The following is a 16,520-nucleotide window of genomic DNA, read 5'->3' on the forward strand; positions in this document are numbered from 1 at the left end:
CCGCTACCGGGCACTTTCGTGACCGCCCATGGGCAGCTTTTCATGTCCGCCGACACCGCTTCCAGGATGGAACAAATACGTTGTACATCAGCATTCTCGAGCGACACGAATTCGAACGCGGGTTTCGTGATTCGGGATCAACGCAGCTGAACCGCTGTTTCATAGGGACTGGTCGGTCCGTGACACCTGCGAGCTGATCCGCTAAAACGGAAATGGAGGTCCGGCTCGTCGCCGCAGGGGCACCACGAGCCACAAAGGGTGTGACCGTGTGAGGGAGTGCGCTCCTCATGGGTCGAAGGGGTCGTTTCAGCATGAATATTTCGGGGTTTTCGCAGAGTCGATCGGGCGTGTACTGGCAGGAGCAGGTCGCGGCCGAACACGATGCCGGGCACCGACGATATTTCGAGTTACCGCGAAGGCGACCTATCGGGGACCCTCCCAGCCTTGCCGACCACGTCAGCGCTTATCTGTCCGACGTGAGTGACACGCGCGAGCCAGGGAAGTAGCACGCTCCGCAGGGTCCGCCCCGGCCGAGACCGCCTCCTGCTCCTCGGTCGCGCTGACCGCTTCGGTCGCCGAGACCGACGGCGACGCCGTCTCATGTCACATCGCCGTTCATTCCGCCTCCACGTGGCGGCGAGCGTCGGTCACTCACAACAGTGAGCGGAAGACAACGTTCCCGCTTTCCAGGAGAATTCTCAGTCATGGCCGACCCCCTGATCGAACAGCTCACCGACCGCGTCGGACAGGCCGTCGCCCGCGCCGCCAAGGACGGTGATCCGCTGTTCGGCACCGTCGAACTCACCATCGGCGAACTCATCGAATTGCTCGAACACATCGATCGACTGTCGCCCACATCGGAATAGGTCCCCACCCACGATTCTGTGTGCGCCAAAGTGTTGTCGATCCGCCGGCGGCTCAGCCAGTCTGGCAGCCGTGCACTGGTCTGATGTCGGCGAGCTGGTTGCGGAGCGGCCCGGCCGATGCCCTCGTTGTGGTCACCCCGCTACCTCTGCCCGAGGGTCGCGGTGGGTGGAGCGATTTCTGCGCCTCCCGCCGCTCCCGGCCCGGTGCGCCGAAATCATGATGATGGATCCGTACATCTGGCTCATCGGGTTTTGCCAGTGCCGGGACCACTTCCACGGCTCCTGAACGACGACGCCTGCGAGGTTCGACGCAGTCGGATCGCAACCCTTGGGCGCACGTCGATGCGACCGATAACCTGCGCACCAGCCGCGCCGCGGCCGGCCGTTGCAACATTCGCGATTATGGACCCTCGAGAACGGACCTCCCATCATGCTCGCCCGAAACTCTTCGCCGCCCAGGCAAGCGCCGACCTTCGGGCGCGGCCCCCGCCGACAAACGATGGTTCCGGCGATCGTGTATCAGTGGCTTCGAGCAACGATGCCGTGGGCACCCTTCGCTCTGTGCGCTTTCGGCCTCATCGCCTGCATACGGGAGGGGACCCACTTCGGTGTCGCCTTCTACCTGTTGCTCGGCGCATTGCACACACGCCGGGCCCTCCTGATACTGCGTGAGAGCGCGACATCGGTACTCCACCGAGCAAGTGTTCGGATCCGTGAGAGTAAATCTCGCACAACAGGAATAGCAGCTCTTCGACGGAGGTTGCGTCACACATGACCAAATCTGTTGTCGCGCAATCATACGGAACATCCGAGGCCCTGACCGTGGTCGATGTGGAGCTTCCGCCGCCCGCATCGGGGGAGGTGCTCGTCGACGTCAAGGCGATCGGCGTCAATCCCATCGACTACAAGCTCTACAGCGGCGCCTTCGGGGACGATCCCGAGAAGCTGCCGGTCAAGGTCGGCGGCGAGGCCGCCGGCGTGGTCGCAGCCGTCGGCGCCGGAGTCACGGAGATCGCGGTGGGCGACGAGGTGATTGTCAGCCCCGGCACCGGTCTCTACGCCGAGAAGGTGGTCGTTCCCGTCTCCGCAATCACCCCCAAACCGGCCGGCCTCGGCTGGGAACAGGCCGCCGGTCTGCTGCTGGTGGGCGGCACCGCGGTCGATGCCCTGGACACCATCGGGGTCGGTTCCGGCGACACCGTCCTGATCCACGGCGCCTCCGGCGGCGTCGGTGCCCTCGCCGTGCAACTCGCCGTCGCCCGCGGCGCGACGGTCGTCGGCACCGCGGGTGCGGTGAATCAGGACTACGTCCGGAACCTCGGAGCAACTCCCGTCGTCTACGGAGACGGACTCGAGGAGCGGGTGCGGGAGGTCGCACCCCAGGGCATCGACGCGGCCCTCGACACTGTCGGAACCGACGAGGCCGTGGACGTGTCGCTGGCAGTGGTCAAGGACAAGACCCGGATCGTGACCATCGCCGCGTTCGGTCGGGCGCAGGACGACGGCTTCGCGTCCGTCGGCGGCGGCAACCCGGCAAGCGCCGAAGCCCGGCTGAAGGCGCGCGCCGCACTGGTCGAGCAAGCCGGCGCCGGACACCTGACGGTCACCATCGCCAAGACGTTTCCCCTGATCGATGCCGCGCAGGCCCACACCGAACTCGCGAAATCCCACCCCGCGGGGAAGTTCGTCCTGATCCCATGAGACGCGGGACCACGCCCCTGCGCGGAGACTCGAATTGTCCGTCTTCAGCGCAGGGTGCGACGCGTAGAATTTGGCGGGTGCAGACCTGCCGCGAGCTTCTGCTCACCCGTCGCCGCACAGTCGACCTGTGCCGGGTCGGCGGTTGCTGTTGTCTGTGGCGTCGCTGACCGCGTTTCTGCGTCATTTTTCGATTCGCCCTGCGACCACGTGCTGACTTCGCTGCCTTTTCGGTGATCGACTCGATCGCGTTCCATCGCATTCCTCGGCCATCCGACACATTCTGTGGAGCACAGTCCATGTCCACCACACCAGCAACAACACCCACCACCACCCCGGCCGCGAACGTCGACCAGGTCGACGTCCGCGGTCCCCGTTTCGCCGCCTGGATCACCACGGCGGTTCTCGTCGCCGTCCTGCTCGCAGCTTCCTTCTCGACCGTCGTCGCCGGTGTGATCCTGGCGGTTCAGACCGTCGTGTTCGCCGTCGCCGCCGTCGTCGGGCCGCGGCGCAGCCCCTACGGCCGGATCTTCGGAAAGCTGGTCGCCCCACACATCAGCCCGCCGAGCGAGCGTGAACCCACCGCGCCGCTGCGCTTCGCCCAACTGGTCGGCTTCATATTCGCGGCGGCAGGTCTGGTCGGATTCGCGTTGAGCGCGCCCGTCGTCGGTGCCGTCTTCACCGGCTTCGCACTGTTCGCGGCGTTCCTCAACGCGGCCTTCGGCATCTGCCTCGGCTGCCAGATCTATCCGTTGGTCGCCCGATTCCGACCCTCCGCCTCCGCCGACCGCCCGACCCCCAATGGAAAACCCCGGCAAGTTCTCAGTGAAGGAAAGAACATGGCTCGCTCCGACGTCCTGGTCTCCACCGACTGGGCTCAGCAGAATCTGAACGCTCCCAACATCGTGTTCGTCGAAGTCGACGAAGACACGTCCGCCTACGACGGCGGCCACATCGAAGGTGCCATCAAGCTCGACTGGAAGAAGGATCTGCAGGATGGGGTCCGCCGTGACTTCCTCGACCGTGAGCAGTTCTCCGATCTGCTGTCGGCACGCGGCGTCGCCAACGACGACGAGGTCGTCCTCTACGGAGGCAACAACAACTGGTTCGCGGCGTACGCGTACTGGTACTTCAAGCTCTACGGCCACGACAACGTCAAGCTGCTCGACGGCGGGCGCAAGAAGTGGGAACTCGAGCAACGCCCCCTCTCCGAGGACACCGTCACCCGCCCGTCCACCACCTACCGGGCGTCCGAGCCCGACCTGTCGATCCGCGCGTTCCGCGACGAGGCCGTCGACGCGATCGGTGTTCTGAACCTCGTCGACGTCCGATCGCCCGACGAGTTCACGGGCAAGATCCTCGCGCCCGCGCATCTGCCGCAGGAGCAGAGCCAGCGTCCCGGTCACATCCCGGGTGCACTCAACGTTCCGTGGAGCAAGGCGGCGAACGAAGACGGCACGTTCAAGTCCGACGAGGAACTCACCGCGATCTACGGCGAAGCCGGTCTCGACGGCTCCCGGGACACCATCGCCTACTGCCGGATCGGCGAGCGCTCCAGCCACACCTGGTTCGTGCTCAAGGAACTGCTCGGCCACAAGAATGTCAAGAACTACGACGGCAGCTGGACCGAATACGGCTCGCTCGTCGGCGTGCCGATCGAGCTGGGCAAGTAGCGGACCGCGGGAACAAGCACATGAGCTCAGCACCAAGGAACACCCACACCATCCCCGCCGGCGTCGACCTCGGCAGGGAAACGGCCATCACCGGCAAGGTTGTCACGGGCGACGGAGAACCTGTCGGTGGCGCCTTCGTTCGACTCCTCGACGGCACGGGCACGTTCACCGCCGAGATCGTCGCCTCCGGCAGCGGAGACTTCCGTTTCTTCGTCGCACCGGGCGACTGGACCGTGCGGGCCCTCTCGCCGGTCGGCGACGGCACGGCATCGGTGAAGCCCACGACCAGCGGCATTCACACCGTGGACATCACGTTGACCGCATAGTATTTCGCTCCGAACGCTCCGACAACGGCAGCTCAGGACCCCTCACCCTGCGATTCCACGACCCACGCCGCGATCTGCGCGCGTGAGTTGAACCCCAGTTTCGTCAGGAGGTGCTCCACGTGTCCCTGCGCGGTGCGGGGCGAAATGACGAGCCGGGCGGCGATCTCCTTGTTGGTCAGTCCCTCGGCGATGAGGGCGGCAACTTCACGCTCCCGCTTCGTCGGTTTGGGCGACTGGCCGGTGGAGGTCGACGACGGTAAGACCTGCTCGCCCAGTGCGTAGGCGACGGCTGCGTCGAACCCGAGTGCCTCACCCTTTCGGTGGGCGGCGGCGAACGCCGGCTCGGTCATCGCGCCCCGGGTCAGACGTTCGCACTCGTCCTGGTACACGCTCAATCCGGGCACCAGCACCGCCGAACTGCCCACCGATCGGGCGAGCGCCTCGGCGGCTCCCATCAACACGACGGCCCGCTCCATGTTCTGTTCCTCGGCGGCGATCCATGCGAGTGCCTGCAGGCACACACTGGAATTGAGCCGGTCGTTCACCCGGCGGTCCACCTGGAGCGCGTGCCCGAGGAGCCGCACCGCTCGGGCTCTCTCCCCCTTCTGCCACACGGCGACGGCCAGCGCCCACAGCGAATACGACCGGTACACCGATTCGCCCTGAGCTTCGGTGATCGCGAGGATGCGCTCGTGGCATTCGACGGCGCGTTCCGTGTCGTTCAACAGGTCGTACATCATGCCGAGACCCACGACCGCGGCCACCTCGAAGACGTCGTTGCGTGCCGTGAACACGTGGACGGCCTTCTCGAGATGTGCGCGACCCTCGGGAAGGCGGCCCGCGAACAAGGCTGCGTATCCGATTGCGTGGTCGAGGTGCGCACGCACTTCCGGGTCGGGCGTCCGAGCGGCGAGCGCCTGCGCTTCCTCCGCAAACGTGTCCGACACCGAGATGTCGCCCTGCACTCCGGCCAGCACGGCGGCGCCGTAGAGGGCCTTGGCGCGATCGATCGTGGGCTCGGACGGCTGCCGGGCAAGGAAACGACCGAGCCACCGGCGCCCCTCGACGAACAGCCCCCTGGCCAGCCAGTACGGGTATAACGCGGCCGCGATCCGAACTCCGACGTCCGGGCTGTCGGACACGCAGAAGTCCAGCGCTTCACGGATATTCGGCAGTTCCCGGGACAATTTGGCGATCAACGGAAGTTGCCGGGAACTGATCCATTCGGATTCCGCTTCGACCGCGAGGCGGTCACACCAGTCCCGGTGCCGACGGCGCAGTTCGGTGTACACGCCACTCTCCTGCGCCTTTTCGCGCCCGTAGGCGCGCACGGTCTCGAGCATCCGGAACCGCACCGCGGCACCCGACTCCTCTCGCGTCAGGATCGACTTGTCGACGAGGAAGGTCACCGTGTCGAGAAGATCGTCGACGTCGTCACCGTCGCAGACCTGTTCGGCCGCCTCGAGTTCGAATGTGCCCGCGAACACGGACAGCTGCGCCCACATCCGTTGTTCCACAGGCGTGCACAGGTCGTAGCTCCAATCGATGCACATCCGCAGCGTCTGCTGCCGCGACGGCGCGTCCCGGCTGCCGCGGGTCAGCAGCAGGTACCGATCGGTCAGGCGCTGCAGGATCTGGTCGGGCGTCATCGCACGCAGCCGCGCCGCCGCCAACTCGATCGGCAGCGGCAACCCGTCCAGCCGCTGACAGATCCGGGCGATGGTGACCTTGTTGTCCTCGGTGAGCTCGAACCCGGGGACTGCGGCGACACCCCGTTCGACGAACAGGGTGACCGCGTCGTTGCGGGGCAGCCCTTTCGGGAGATGGTCGGGATCCGGGACGGGCAGCGGAGGGATCAGCAGCGCCGTTTCCCCGCCGATCCCGAGCGGTTCGCGACTCGTCGCGAGAATCCGCAGTTGCGGGCACGCGCGCAGCAGGATCTCGGCGAGCTTCGCGGCCGCGGCCACCACCTGCTCGCAGTTGTCCAGCACGAGCAGCAGATTGCGCGGGGCGAGGAACTCGACGAGCATCTCGTGGGGGTGTCGCGTCGACTGGCCCCGCAACCCCAGGGCAGCGACCACCACCCCGGCCAACAGCGAATCATCCAGTAGTTCACCCAGTTCCACCAGTGTCACGCCGTCCGCGAAGTTCCGTTGCGCTTTGGTGGCAGCACGAATGGCGAGCCGGGTCTTCCCCACCCCGCCGATCCCGGTCAACGTCACCAGCCGCGACGTCGACAGCAAGTTCGTCGCCTCCGCCAGTTCCGTGCGGCGGTCGACGAAGCTGGTCAGCTCCAGCGGGAGTCCACCCGTCCGGCCCGAATCCGCCGACGCTCCGGCAGGCCGACGCCACGCGCCTTCTCCCCCGGGATCGGCACCCGGTTCTGACGTGCCGCCTTGCACTGCAACCGTTCCCGTATGCATCGCCATCTCGTCGACCGGGAAGCCGTGACGCAGTTGCGCCTCGCGGAATTGCCTGCCCAGTTCCACGGCGGACGGGCGGGCCCCGGGTTCGGACGACATGGCACGTTCGATAACCGCGCTGACGTCGTCGGATACGCCGTGCTCGCGCGGGTTCGGGACCGGCTCGGACGCGATCCTCAGGAACTGCGCCACCAGCTGTTCACCGCTGCGGCGTTCGAACGCCGCGTGACCGGTGATTGCCGCGAACAAGGTGGCGCCGAGCCCGTAGACGTCGGCGGCAGGACTCGGCGCGTCACCCGCCACGACCTCGGGGGCGGTGAACGCCGGCGACCCCGTCACGATGCCCGCGCTGGTCTCGAACCCGCCCGCGATGTGGGCGATGCCGAAGTCGGTGAGTGCGGGCTCGCCGTAGTCGGTGGTCAGGATGTTCGCCGGTTTGACGTCGCGATGGAGGATCCCGAGCCGGTGGGCGGTCTCCAGGGCGCCTGCCATCTTCACCCCGAGACGCAGCGCTTCGTCCAGCGGGAGCGGTCCGTGGCGACGGATCCGTTCGTCGAGCGAGCCCTGCTCCTGGTACGGCATCACGATGTAGGGCCTGCCGTTCTCGGTGACGCCGGCGTGGAGAACATTGACGATGTTGGGGTGGCCGGTCAGGCGGCCCGCTGCACGCTGCTCCCGCAGGAATCGAGCCCGATTCTCCTCGTCGAGGTCGGCGGTGAGGACCTTCACCGCCACGGTGCGGTCGAGCGCAGTCTGGGTACAGCGGTACACGACCCCGAATCCGCCGCGGCCGATCTCCTGGGCGTCCTCGAATCCGGCCGCCGCCAACTCCGCCGTGACCGAACCGGACACGTCGCGCTGGGTGGCGAACGGATCGACGTCAGTCATCGACTACATCGATTCGTCCCATTCGAAACACGGTCGACGCATGCCACACTGCCCACCTCTCGACGTTGTACCCCAGGATATCGCCGACCGCCTCCTCCGATGGCCGACTTGCGTTCTACCCGAGTGTGGGACGGGGACGCGACGCGATAACCGGCCGGTCGGTTCGATCCGGCCCTCCGGGTTTCCGCTACAACTGGACACTCGCCCAGCCGTTTTCAGGGATCGACCTTCGAGAATCGTCGCTCCCCGCGGTGAATAGTCCCGCACATATCGGGTACCCGGCATCTACGCTGGTCCGCGGCCCCGGCGGCCCCACGGACCAGCGAGGCCCCCTGACCGGTCACCCCTCGGCTGGAGGGCCATAGCCGCCCGCGGCCGAGGAGCCCCCCTCTTCCTCGCCTGCGGGCGGCGCCATGCCGTCACATGGCTCGCCGCCGGTGCGGTCAGGAGTGGCGACCTGCTCGGTGCCGCCCATGTGCGACCGTTTCGGTCATAATGATGCACTCATGCAAGAATCGGGATCCAGCATGCGCAAGTGCTATCCGTAATGTTAAGCAGAATGCCCAACTCTCGACACGGAGAGTGTGGGATACTGCGCTACATGACGAGACTCGATCGAACCGACGCCCGCCTGCTTCTCGCCCTGTGCGACGCTCCCCGCGCAACCGGCGTCCAACTGGCTACCCTGCTGGGGATGGCACGGAATACCGTGCAGGCACGAATGTCTCGCTGGGAGGAGCAGCGCGTGCTCGCGCCCGTGGACCGCTGCGTGTCACCCCGCGACCTGGGGTACCCCTTGCAGGCGTTCGTCACCGCGGTGGTCGACCAGCACCGCCTCGAGGACGTCATCGAACACCTGCGGGACATCGCCGAGGTGGTCGAGGTCGTCGGCATCTCCGGAGCGGCAGACCTGCACATCGGCGTGGTCGCCGTCGATGCCGACGACCTGTACCGCGTCGCAGGCCTCATCCTCGCCGTGCCCGGGATCGAGCGCACCACGGTGTCCGTCGCCATGCGCGACGCCATCCCCTACCGGACCCGCCCACTGCTCGAGCGGATCGCCGAGGACCGCTGACCCGCACCCTCAGCGACGCGCGTTTCGGCGTCTTCGGTACTGCGCGTGGCACTTACCCGGGATCTGAGGACGAGTACCAGCATCACTGCGACGAGCATGACCGCCCCCACGACCCACAGGCCGGCGCGCGAGTTCCCGGTGGCGTCGAACAGCCATCCGGTGACGTACGGGGCCCCGAAACCGCTCAGGTTGCCCACCGAGTTGACGACGGCGATGCCTGCCGCGGCGCCGACGCCGGTCAGGAATGTGCTGGGCAGGTACCAGAACACGGGCAGTGCGCAGAACACACCGACTGCGTTGACGGTGACCGAGATCATCGTCGTGAGCGGCGACTGCATGTACAGGGCGACCGGGATGGAGACGGCTCCGATCAGGGTGGGGACGGCGACGTGCCAGATACGCTCACCCGTCCGGTCGGAGTGCCTGCTCCACAACACCATTGCGACGGCGCCGACCGCGAACGGAACCGCGACGATCAACCCGGTGGTGAACAGCGAGAAATCGGTGGCGAACGTCTTCTTGAACCCGGCGACGATGCTGGGCAGGAAGAAACTGAGCGAGTACAGGCCGTAGGTGATCCCGAAGTAGACGAGGCCCAGCATCCACACGCGGGAATCCGTCAGCGCCCGGCGCACCGACCCGTGGGAACCGGATTCCGAGGCCTCGGATTCGAGTTCGCGAGTGAGCCAAACCTTTTCGTCCTCGACCAGCCACGTGGCCTGCGACGGCCGGTCCGTCAGGTAGAACCATGTGACCACCGCGAGGAGGACGGCGGGTATCCCCTCGATCAGGAACATCACGCGCCAACCGGACAGTCCGAACAGGCCGTCACAGTATTGGATGATGGCGCTCGACAACGGTGCCCCGAGCGCCGACGACACCGGGAGCGCGAGAAGGAACAGACCCATCAGCCGGACCCGGTAGGCGCGGGGAAACCACAGGGTCAGATAGAGCAGGACTCCGGGGAAGAAGCCCGCCTCGGCGATACCCAGCAGCATGCGCAGCCCGTACAGCGATCCGACATTGGGCACGAAGGCCATTGCCGCCGCGATGATCCCCCACGTGAGCATGATCCGGGCGATCCAGCGGCGTGCCCCGAACCGGTGCAGCGCGAGATTGCTCGGCACCTCGAACAGGAGATACCCGATGAAGAACAGGCCGGAGGCCAGGCCGAACATCGTCTCGGTGAGGCCGAGTTCCGTGCTCATGGTCAACTTCGCCAGCCCGATATTGGTCCGGTCGAGGTAGTTGACGAAATAGGCCAGGCCGAGGAACGGGATGAGCCGCCGCGCGACCTTCCGGACCACCCTCGCCTCGATCTCGGGTTTCTGCAGGACAGACGACATGAATGTCTCTGCTTTCTGAAGAGTGGGCGCGCCCGACCGGGCGACGTGGCGTGACGTGATCACTGTATGAGCCAGATCAGCTCGAAACTATGGAGAAACCACACATGCGACGCCTCGATGAATGGAGGGAACCTCAGCCGAGCGTCTCCCCCGGGGAACTCGCCTCATCGTGGTTGCAACATTCGCAATCCAACTCACCTAGTGTTGCACAATTACTCAGCTGCAACGTATTTCACCGTTTCGATCGGCGACGTAGTGTTGCGGGTGCCGCACAACGAGGGTGTGAGCGAGCGGAATGAGCAGTGAGGGCGGAAGTGCGATGACGACCATGACGACCGGCACGGCAGAGGTGGCCGCGGGACGCGAGGCCCCGGACCTGATCATCGAGGAGGCGGACGCGGTGGTGACGGTCACCTTCAACCGGCCGGGCAAGCTCAACGCGTTGACACCGCGGATGTACGAGGACCTCGGCCGCGTGTGCGAGCGGGTGAACGCGGACCCGACGGTGCGGTTGCTGGTCCTGCGCGGCGCCGGCCGGGCGTTCGCTGCCGGCTCCGACATCGCGCACTTCCGGTCTTTCACCGATGGTGAGGACGGTGTGGCATACGAGAATCGGTTCGTGGCGGTGCTCCATCGCCTGGAGCAGGTGCGGGTGCCGACGTTGGCGGTGATCGACGGGGCCTGTGTAGGTGCGGGGCTGATTGTCGCGGCGGCGTGCGACGTCCGGGTCGCGACCACGCGCTCGTACTTCGGGTTGCCGATCGCCCGCACGTTGGGCAACGCGCTGTCCGCGTATCCGCTGGCGTTGCTCGCCGATCGGATCGGGCCCGCCCGGCTGGCCTCGATGGTGGCACGGGCCCGGATGCTGCCGGCCGCCGACGCCGCGTCGATCGGATTCGTGGCCGAGACCGCCGGGCCCGGGCTGTTCGACGACCTGGTGACGGAGGTGACCGGGGAGCTGCTCGCGGCGGCGCCGTTGACGGTGGTCGCAACCCGTGAGGTACTGCGCCGGATCCGAACGGCGGAGTTGCCGGAATCCGCGGATTTGGTCCGCGCGGTATATAGCAGCGACGATTTCCGGGCCGGGGTCTCGGCGTTCCTGCAGGGTGGGCGGGCGAACTGGTCAGGAACCTGAGCAACCTTCCCGGTGGCATCCACACGGGTGTCGTGTCCCACCCGGACGGGGTCGTCCCCTATGCTGACCGGTGCAGCTGGTTCGCCCGGCACGGTCATGAGGAGCCCCGAAGACCGCACCGGGCGTCGAAGCACCGCGAATCCCTCCGGGGGGTCTCGGGGTGTGAGAGGGAACCCGGTGAGAATCCGGGACTGTCCCGCAGCGGTGAGTGGGAACGACCGCCGTCATCATGCACTGGGCATTTCGCCTGGGAAGCGACGGCCATTAGGTCCGGTGGATGCCACCGGGTGCCCGCGAGTCCGAAGACCTGCCACTGTGTCGGGCACGCCGTGCCCGACGGTCCACCGCCTCGGGGAATGGGCGTGTAGGCCTTCTCGTGTCGCAGCGTGCTTTGTCTCGGGCTCGAGAGGTGTACTCGTTTCTGCCGGTGGTGGTCCTTCCCTGCACGTACCTGGAGAAACACCGTGACCACCCTCTTCACCGCGACCGTACTGGGCTCACCTCGTATCGGTCCGAACCGCGAACTCAAGAAGGCCGTCGAGGCGTACTGGGCAGGCCGCGCCGACGCCGCCGATCTGGCCGCGGTCGGCGCCGACCTGCGCCGGCAGATCTGGACCGGCCTGCGCGATGCCGGGCTCGATTCGATCCCGGTCAACACGTTCTCGTATTACGACCAGGTCCTCGACACCGCCGTCCTGCTCGGCGCCCTGCCCGACCGTGTCGCCGGCATCGACGACGAACTCGACCGGTACTTCGCCGCCGCCCGCGGCACCGACAGCGTCACCCCGCTGGAGATGACGAAGTGGTTCGACACCAACTACCACTACCTCGTCCCCGAAATCACCCCGTCCACCACGTTCACCCTGAATGCGTCGAAGGTGCTCGGCGAACTCGGTGAGGCCCTCGAACTCGGCATCGCAGCCCGCCCGGTGATCGTGGGTCCGGTGACGTTCCTGCTGCTGTCGAAGGCCGTCGGCTCGGAGGCGCCGCTGCTGGACCGGATCGACGAGCTGGTGCCGTTGTATGCGGATCTGCTGACCCAGCTCCACGACGCCGGCGCCGAGTGGGTGCAGATCGACGAACCGGCCCTGGTCGCCGACCGCACCCCGGAGGAGATCGCTACCGCGAAGCGCGTCTACGACCAGCTGTCCGCCGTCGAATCCCGTCCCGCGATCCTGCTGGCGTCGTACTTCGGCAGCCTCGGCGACGCGCTGCCCGCGATCGCCGCGACCGGGGTCGAGGGCATCGCGGTCGATCTGGTCGCCGGATCCGACGCCCTCGCCGCGGTTCCCGAACTGACCCGCAAGCACGTCGTCGCCGGCGTCGTGGACGGGCGCAACATCTGGCGCACCGACCTCGAGAACGCCCTGACCACCCTCGGCACCCTGCTCGGCAGCACCGGATCGCTGGCGGTGTCCACCTCCTGCTCGCTGCTGCACGTTCCGTACACCCTGGCCGCCGAGAAGAACGTGGACAAGGCCCTGCGGTCGTGGCTGGCGTTCGGCACCGAGAAGGTCGGCGAGGTGGTCACGCTGGCCACGGCACTCACCGAGGGTAGGGAGACGGTGGACGAGGAGTTCGCGCTGGCCCGGGCGGCGGCCTCGACCCGCACCACCGACCCGCGGCTGCGCGACAACGCAATCCGCGCCCGGCTGGAGACGATCCTGTCCTCCGACGCCGGCCGCTCCCCGGCCGATCAGCGACGCCCGGCCCAGGCCGCGCTGGAGTTGCCGCTGCTGCCGACCACCACCATCGGTTCCTACCCGCAGACCACCGCGATCCGGGTGGCGCGGGCCGCGCTGCGCAAGGGGGAGATCGACGACGCCGAGTACCTGACCCGGATGCGCGCCGAGATCGCCGCTGTCGTTGCGCTGCAGGAGGAACTGGGCCTCGACGTCCTCGTGCACGGTGAGCCGGAACGCAACGACATGGTGCAGTACTTCGCCGAGCAGTTGGACGGGTTCTTCGCCACCGAGAACGGGTGGGTGCAGTCGTACGGGTCCCGGTGCGTCCGTCCGCCGATCCTCTACGGCGACGTGCGCCGTCCGAACCCGATGACCGTCAGCTGGATCACCTACGCGCAGTCCCTCACCCAGCGCCCGGTCAAGGGCATGCTCACCGGTCCGGTGACCATCCTGGCGTGGTCGTTCGTGCGCGACGACCAGCCGCTGGCGGACTCGGCGAACCAGGTGGCCCTCGCCATCCGCGACGAGACGGTCGACCTGCAGGGTGCCGGGATCCGGATCGTCCAGGTCGACGAACCCGCACTGCGCGAACTCCTGCCGCTGCGGGCGGCCGAGCAGACCGCCTACCTGGACTGGTCCGTGGGGGCGTTCCGGCTCGCGACCTCGGGGGTCGCGGACTCGACGCAGATCCACACCCACCTGTGCTACTCGGAATTCGGTGAGGTCATCGACGCCATCGCGAACCTGGACGCGGATGTGACGTCGATCGAGGCGGCCCGCTCGCACATGGAGGTCCTAGGTGACCTGAACGCCGTCGGGTTCGACCTCGGCGTCGGCCCGGGTGTCTACGACATCCACTCCCCGCGCGTGCCGAGCGTCGAGGAGATCGCAGCCTCGCTGAAGGAAGCGCTCGAAGCGGTTCCCGCGGAACGGTTGTGGGTCAACCCGGACTGCGGACTGAAGACCCGCGGTCCGGTGGAGGTGGCCGCGTCGCTGCGCAACCTCGTCGACGCCGCGAAGCTGGTCCGCGCCGGCCTCTGACACACCCGCCAGATGCCTGTGGCCCCGAACGGAAGGGGGCGGGGCCACAGGCAGTGCGACCCTGGCTCTGGGAGCCGGATGCGCTCAGCGGTCGGCAACGCTGCAAAGCGTCATCGGCTGGTCCGCATGCGGAAGAGGATGACGGCGAAGGCAGGGACGCCGATCAGGGCGGTGACGACGCCGACCGGAACCTCTTGCGGCGCGAACACGGTGCGCGCGATCGCGTCCACCCACACCATGAAGACGGCGCCGACCAGGGCGGTGGTGGGTAGCAGCCGGCTGTGCCGGGGACCGACGAGGAACCGTGCGGCGTGCGGCAGGACCAGTCCCACGAACCCGATCGCGCCCGCGGCGCTCACCAGGGCGGCGGTGACGAGTGCGGTGACGGTCAGCAGGAGAATCCGGATCCACCGCACGGACACCCCGAGTGCGGCGGCCGCAGTGTTCCCGAACGTGAAGGCGTCCAGCGCGGACGACTGCGTCAGGCACACCAGCAGTCCCACGAGAGTGACTGCCCCGCACAGGGTGACGTCGGCCCAATCGGCACCGGAGAGCGAACCGAGCAGCCAGAACAGCACACCGCGGGTCTGCTCGGCGTCCGCGGACGAGATCACGATGAACGACGTCAACGCCGAGAACAGCTGCGTCCCGGCCACTCCCGCGAGCACCACTCGGGACGTTCCACCGCCTGCACCGGCAGCCAGCAGCATCACCAGGACGAACGAGATCACCGCGCCCGCAAACGCCCCCGCCGACAGCGACACCGCGCCGGCGCCGAGACCGAGCACCGCGATCAGCACCGCCCCGGTGGACGCCCCCGACGAGATGCCGAGCACGAACGGGTCGGCGAGCGGATTGCGCAGCAGCGACTGCATGATCGCCCCGCACAGCGCCAGTCCCGCGCCGCAGACGGCGGCGAGGAGGGTGCGGGGCAGTCTCAGTTCCCAGACGATGCCCTCTTTGATGCGGCTGATGTCGGCGTTCCCGAATCCGAGGCGCTCGAACACGACCGCGTAGACGTCACCGACGGACAGGCCGGCGGGTCCGATGGTGATGACGACGGCGATCGACGCCGCCAGCACCGCGAAGCCGCCGAGCAGGCATGCCCCGAGCAGCGGCCGGGAGTCGAACCGTGTGGCCACCACAGTTAGTTCGCCAGTCCCCACTGCTGCAGCGCGGCTGCTGTCTTCTCCACGCCGTCGATGGTGCGGATCGACGGGTTCAGGTCGGCGCCGTTGACCACGATGTACCGCTTGTCGCGAACGGCGGTGAGCCGCTGGGTGACCGGGTTCGTTTCGAGGAACGCGATCTTGCTATCGAGAGCGTCTCCGTCGATGCTGCGGCGGCTGAGGTCCGCGAGGACGAGGGCGGTCGGGTCGCGGTCGAGGACGCTCTCCCAGCTGACCTGGGGCCATTCGTTGGTGGTGTCGGCGAAGATGTTCTGCGCCCCCACCGAATTGGTGATGATGCCGGAGGATCCGCAGCACCCCGCCATGTACGGGGTGTTGGTGTCGGCGAACCAGTACGCGAGCGATACCCCGGACGCCTCGACCGTCCTCGACGCGGCGTCGAACCGCTGCTGCAGCTCCGCCACGAACTGCTCACCGCGGGCGCGGACGTCGAAGATGGCGGCGAGTTCGCGGATCTCCTGGTAGACGGTGTCGATGCGTAGCGGTTCGGTACGTGCCCCGTCCGCGTTGACGCTCTCGTCCGTCTTGCCGTCGCAGTCGGTGGGCGAGAGGTAGCTGGGGACGCCCAACTGGTCGAACTGGTTCCGGTCGGCGACACCGCCAGGCCCGAGAGTGCCGCCGAACGAGGCCGACACGAAGTCGGGTTCGGTGTCGAGGACCACCTCGAACGACGGCTTGTTGTCGGCGAGCCGCGGCACCTTCGCGTTGTCGGCGGCCAGGTTGTCGCGGACGGGGTCGGTCCAGGTGGCGGTGCCGACCATCCGGTCCGCAAGACCGAGGGACAGCAGGATCTCGGTCGAGCCCTGATTGAGCGACACCGCGCGCTGCGGTGGTGCGTCGATGGTGACGGCGTGCCCACAGTTTTCGACGGTCATCGGGTAGCGGAGGACTCCGGGGCCCTCTCGGGCGCCGGTTCGTCCGAGGACGACGAGCAGGCCGAGACCAAGACGGCCGAGGCGGCGGTGAGAGCAGCGAAATGCCGCCAAGACGTGCGCATGAAGAGCGAACTCCTTCATCAGGGCCCAGTCGCGGAGCCGAGGATCGTCACAACTCGATCGTTGAGTAGTCGGACTTCCGGTCGTGGAGGACCGTTACCGTTGCGCGTCAGTCCCGGATTCGCACCGGGTTCCCTCGCCGATCGTGGCCGCACGGACGGCCTCGGACACCATAGCCC

At 67.3% G+C, this 16,520-nt stretch carries 11 protein-coding genes, 1 pseudogene and 2 riboswitches; of the genes and pseudogenes, 8 read left to right on the top strand and 4 right to left on the bottom strand.

Annotated elements, in window-relative coordinates; all coding sequences use genetic code 11:
• The first annotated feature begins 704 nt into the window (after positions 1-704).
• The 5 genes and pseudogenes from P3H15_RS46450 (at position 705) to P3H15_RS46470 (ending at position 4,563) form a co-directional block, all read left to right on the top strand.
• A complete protein-coding gene (locus tag P3H15_RS46450) occupies positions 705-866 on the top strand; it encodes a hypothetical protein (RefSeq protein ID WP_276143502.1) in 162 nt (53 codons plus the stop codon).
• Between the two features lie 771 nt (positions 867-1,637).
• The gene (locus P3H15_RS46455) at positions 1,638-2,567 is read left to right on the top strand and encodes an NADP-dependent oxidoreductase (protein ID WP_276143503.1); all 930 of its coding nucleotides are present in this window, start codon (positions 1,638-1,640) and stop codon (positions 2,565-2,567) included.
• A 296-nt stretch (positions 2,568-2,863) separates the two neighbouring features.
• A pseudogene (locus tag P3H15_RS46460) lies at positions 2,864-3,316 on the top strand (DUF4395 domain-containing protein); the annotation flags it as partial.
• 87 nt (positions 3,317-3,403) lie between these two features.
• A complete protein-coding gene (locus tag P3H15_RS46465; RefSeq protein ID WP_276143520.1) occupies positions 3,404-4,237 on the top strand; it encodes a sulfurtransferase in 834 nt (277 codons plus the stop codon).
• Between the two features lie 20 nt (positions 4,238-4,257).
• Positions 4,258-4,563, top strand: coding sequence for a DUF1416 domain-containing protein (locus P3H15_RS46470; RefSeq protein ID WP_276143504.1), 306 nt, complete (start codon positions 4,258-4,260; stop codon positions 4,561-4,563).
• Between the two features lie 32 nt (positions 4,564-4,595).
• Here the strand turns inward: P3H15_RS46470 and P3H15_RS46475 are convergent, their stop codons facing one another.
• Positions 4,596-7,874 (bottom strand): protein kinase, encoded by a 3,279-nt coding sequence (locus P3H15_RS46475; RefSeq protein ID WP_276143505.1) that lies wholly within the window; start codon positions 7,872-7,874, stop codon positions 4,596-4,598.
• Between the two features lie 601 nt (positions 7,875-8,475).
• On the opposite strand from P3H15_RS46475, the gene P3H15_RS46480 reads away from it, so the two are divergent.
• Positions 8,476-8,949: an Lrp/AsnC family transcriptional regulator gene (locus tag P3H15_RS46480; protein WP_276143506.1), complete on the top strand. Its 474-nt coding sequence runs from the start codon at positions 8,476-8,478 to the stop codon at positions 8,947-8,949.
• Here the strand turns inward: P3H15_RS46480 and P3H15_RS46485 are convergent.
• Positions 8,904-10,295, bottom strand: coding sequence for an MFS transporter (locus P3H15_RS46485; protein ID WP_276143507.1), 1,392 nt, complete (start codon positions 10,293-10,295; stop codon positions 8,904-8,906). The two genes, P3H15_RS46480 and P3H15_RS46485, sit on opposite strands and share 46 nt — an antisense overlap.
• A gap of 319 nt (positions 10,296-10,614) precedes the next feature.
• On the opposite strand from P3H15_RS46485, the gene P3H15_RS46490 reads away from it, so the two are divergent.
• A complete protein-coding gene (locus tag P3H15_RS46490; RefSeq protein WP_276143508.1) occupies positions 10,615-11,430 on the top strand; it encodes an enoyl-CoA hydratase in 816 nt (271 codons plus the stop codon).
• A gap of 133 nt (positions 11,431-11,563) precedes the next feature.
• Positions 11,564-11,760: riboswitch (cobalamin riboswitch) on the top strand.
• Between the two features lie 134 nt (positions 11,761-11,894).
• The gene (gene metE / locus P3H15_RS46495) at positions 11,895-14,156 is read left to right on the top strand and encodes a 5-methyltetrahydropteroyltriglutamate--homocysteine S-methyltransferase (protein ID WP_276143509.1); all 2,262 of its coding nucleotides are present in this window, start codon (positions 11,895-11,897) and stop codon (positions 14,154-14,156) included.
• A gap of 110 nt (positions 14,157-14,266) precedes the next feature.
• Here the strand turns inward: metE and P3H15_RS46500 are convergent, their stop codons facing one another.
• Both P3H15_RS46500 and P3H15_RS46505 read right to left on the bottom strand, forming a co-directional pair.
• Positions 14,267-15,301, bottom strand: coding sequence for an iron ABC transporter permease (locus P3H15_RS46500; protein ID WP_276143510.1), 1,035 nt, complete (start codon positions 15,299-15,301; stop codon positions 14,267-14,269).
• A 2-nt stretch (positions 15,302-15,303) separates the two neighbouring features.
• Positions 15,304-16,221, bottom strand: a complete 918-nt coding sequence (locus P3H15_RS46505; protein WP_346348864.1) for an ABC transporter substrate-binding protein — start codon at positions 16,219-16,221, stop codon at positions 15,304-15,306.
• A 163-nt stretch (positions 16,222-16,384) separates the two neighbouring features.
• Positions 16,385-16,519: riboswitch (cobalamin riboswitch) on the bottom strand.
• Position 16,520 lies beyond the last annotated feature (1 nt).

The sequence above is a fragment of the Rhodococcus sp. T2V genome, assembly GCF_029269925.1.
In the GTDB taxonomy this organism is placed as follows: Bacteria; Actinomycetota; Actinomycetes; order Mycobacteriales; family Mycobacteriaceae; genus Rhodococcus_F; species Rhodococcus_F koreensis.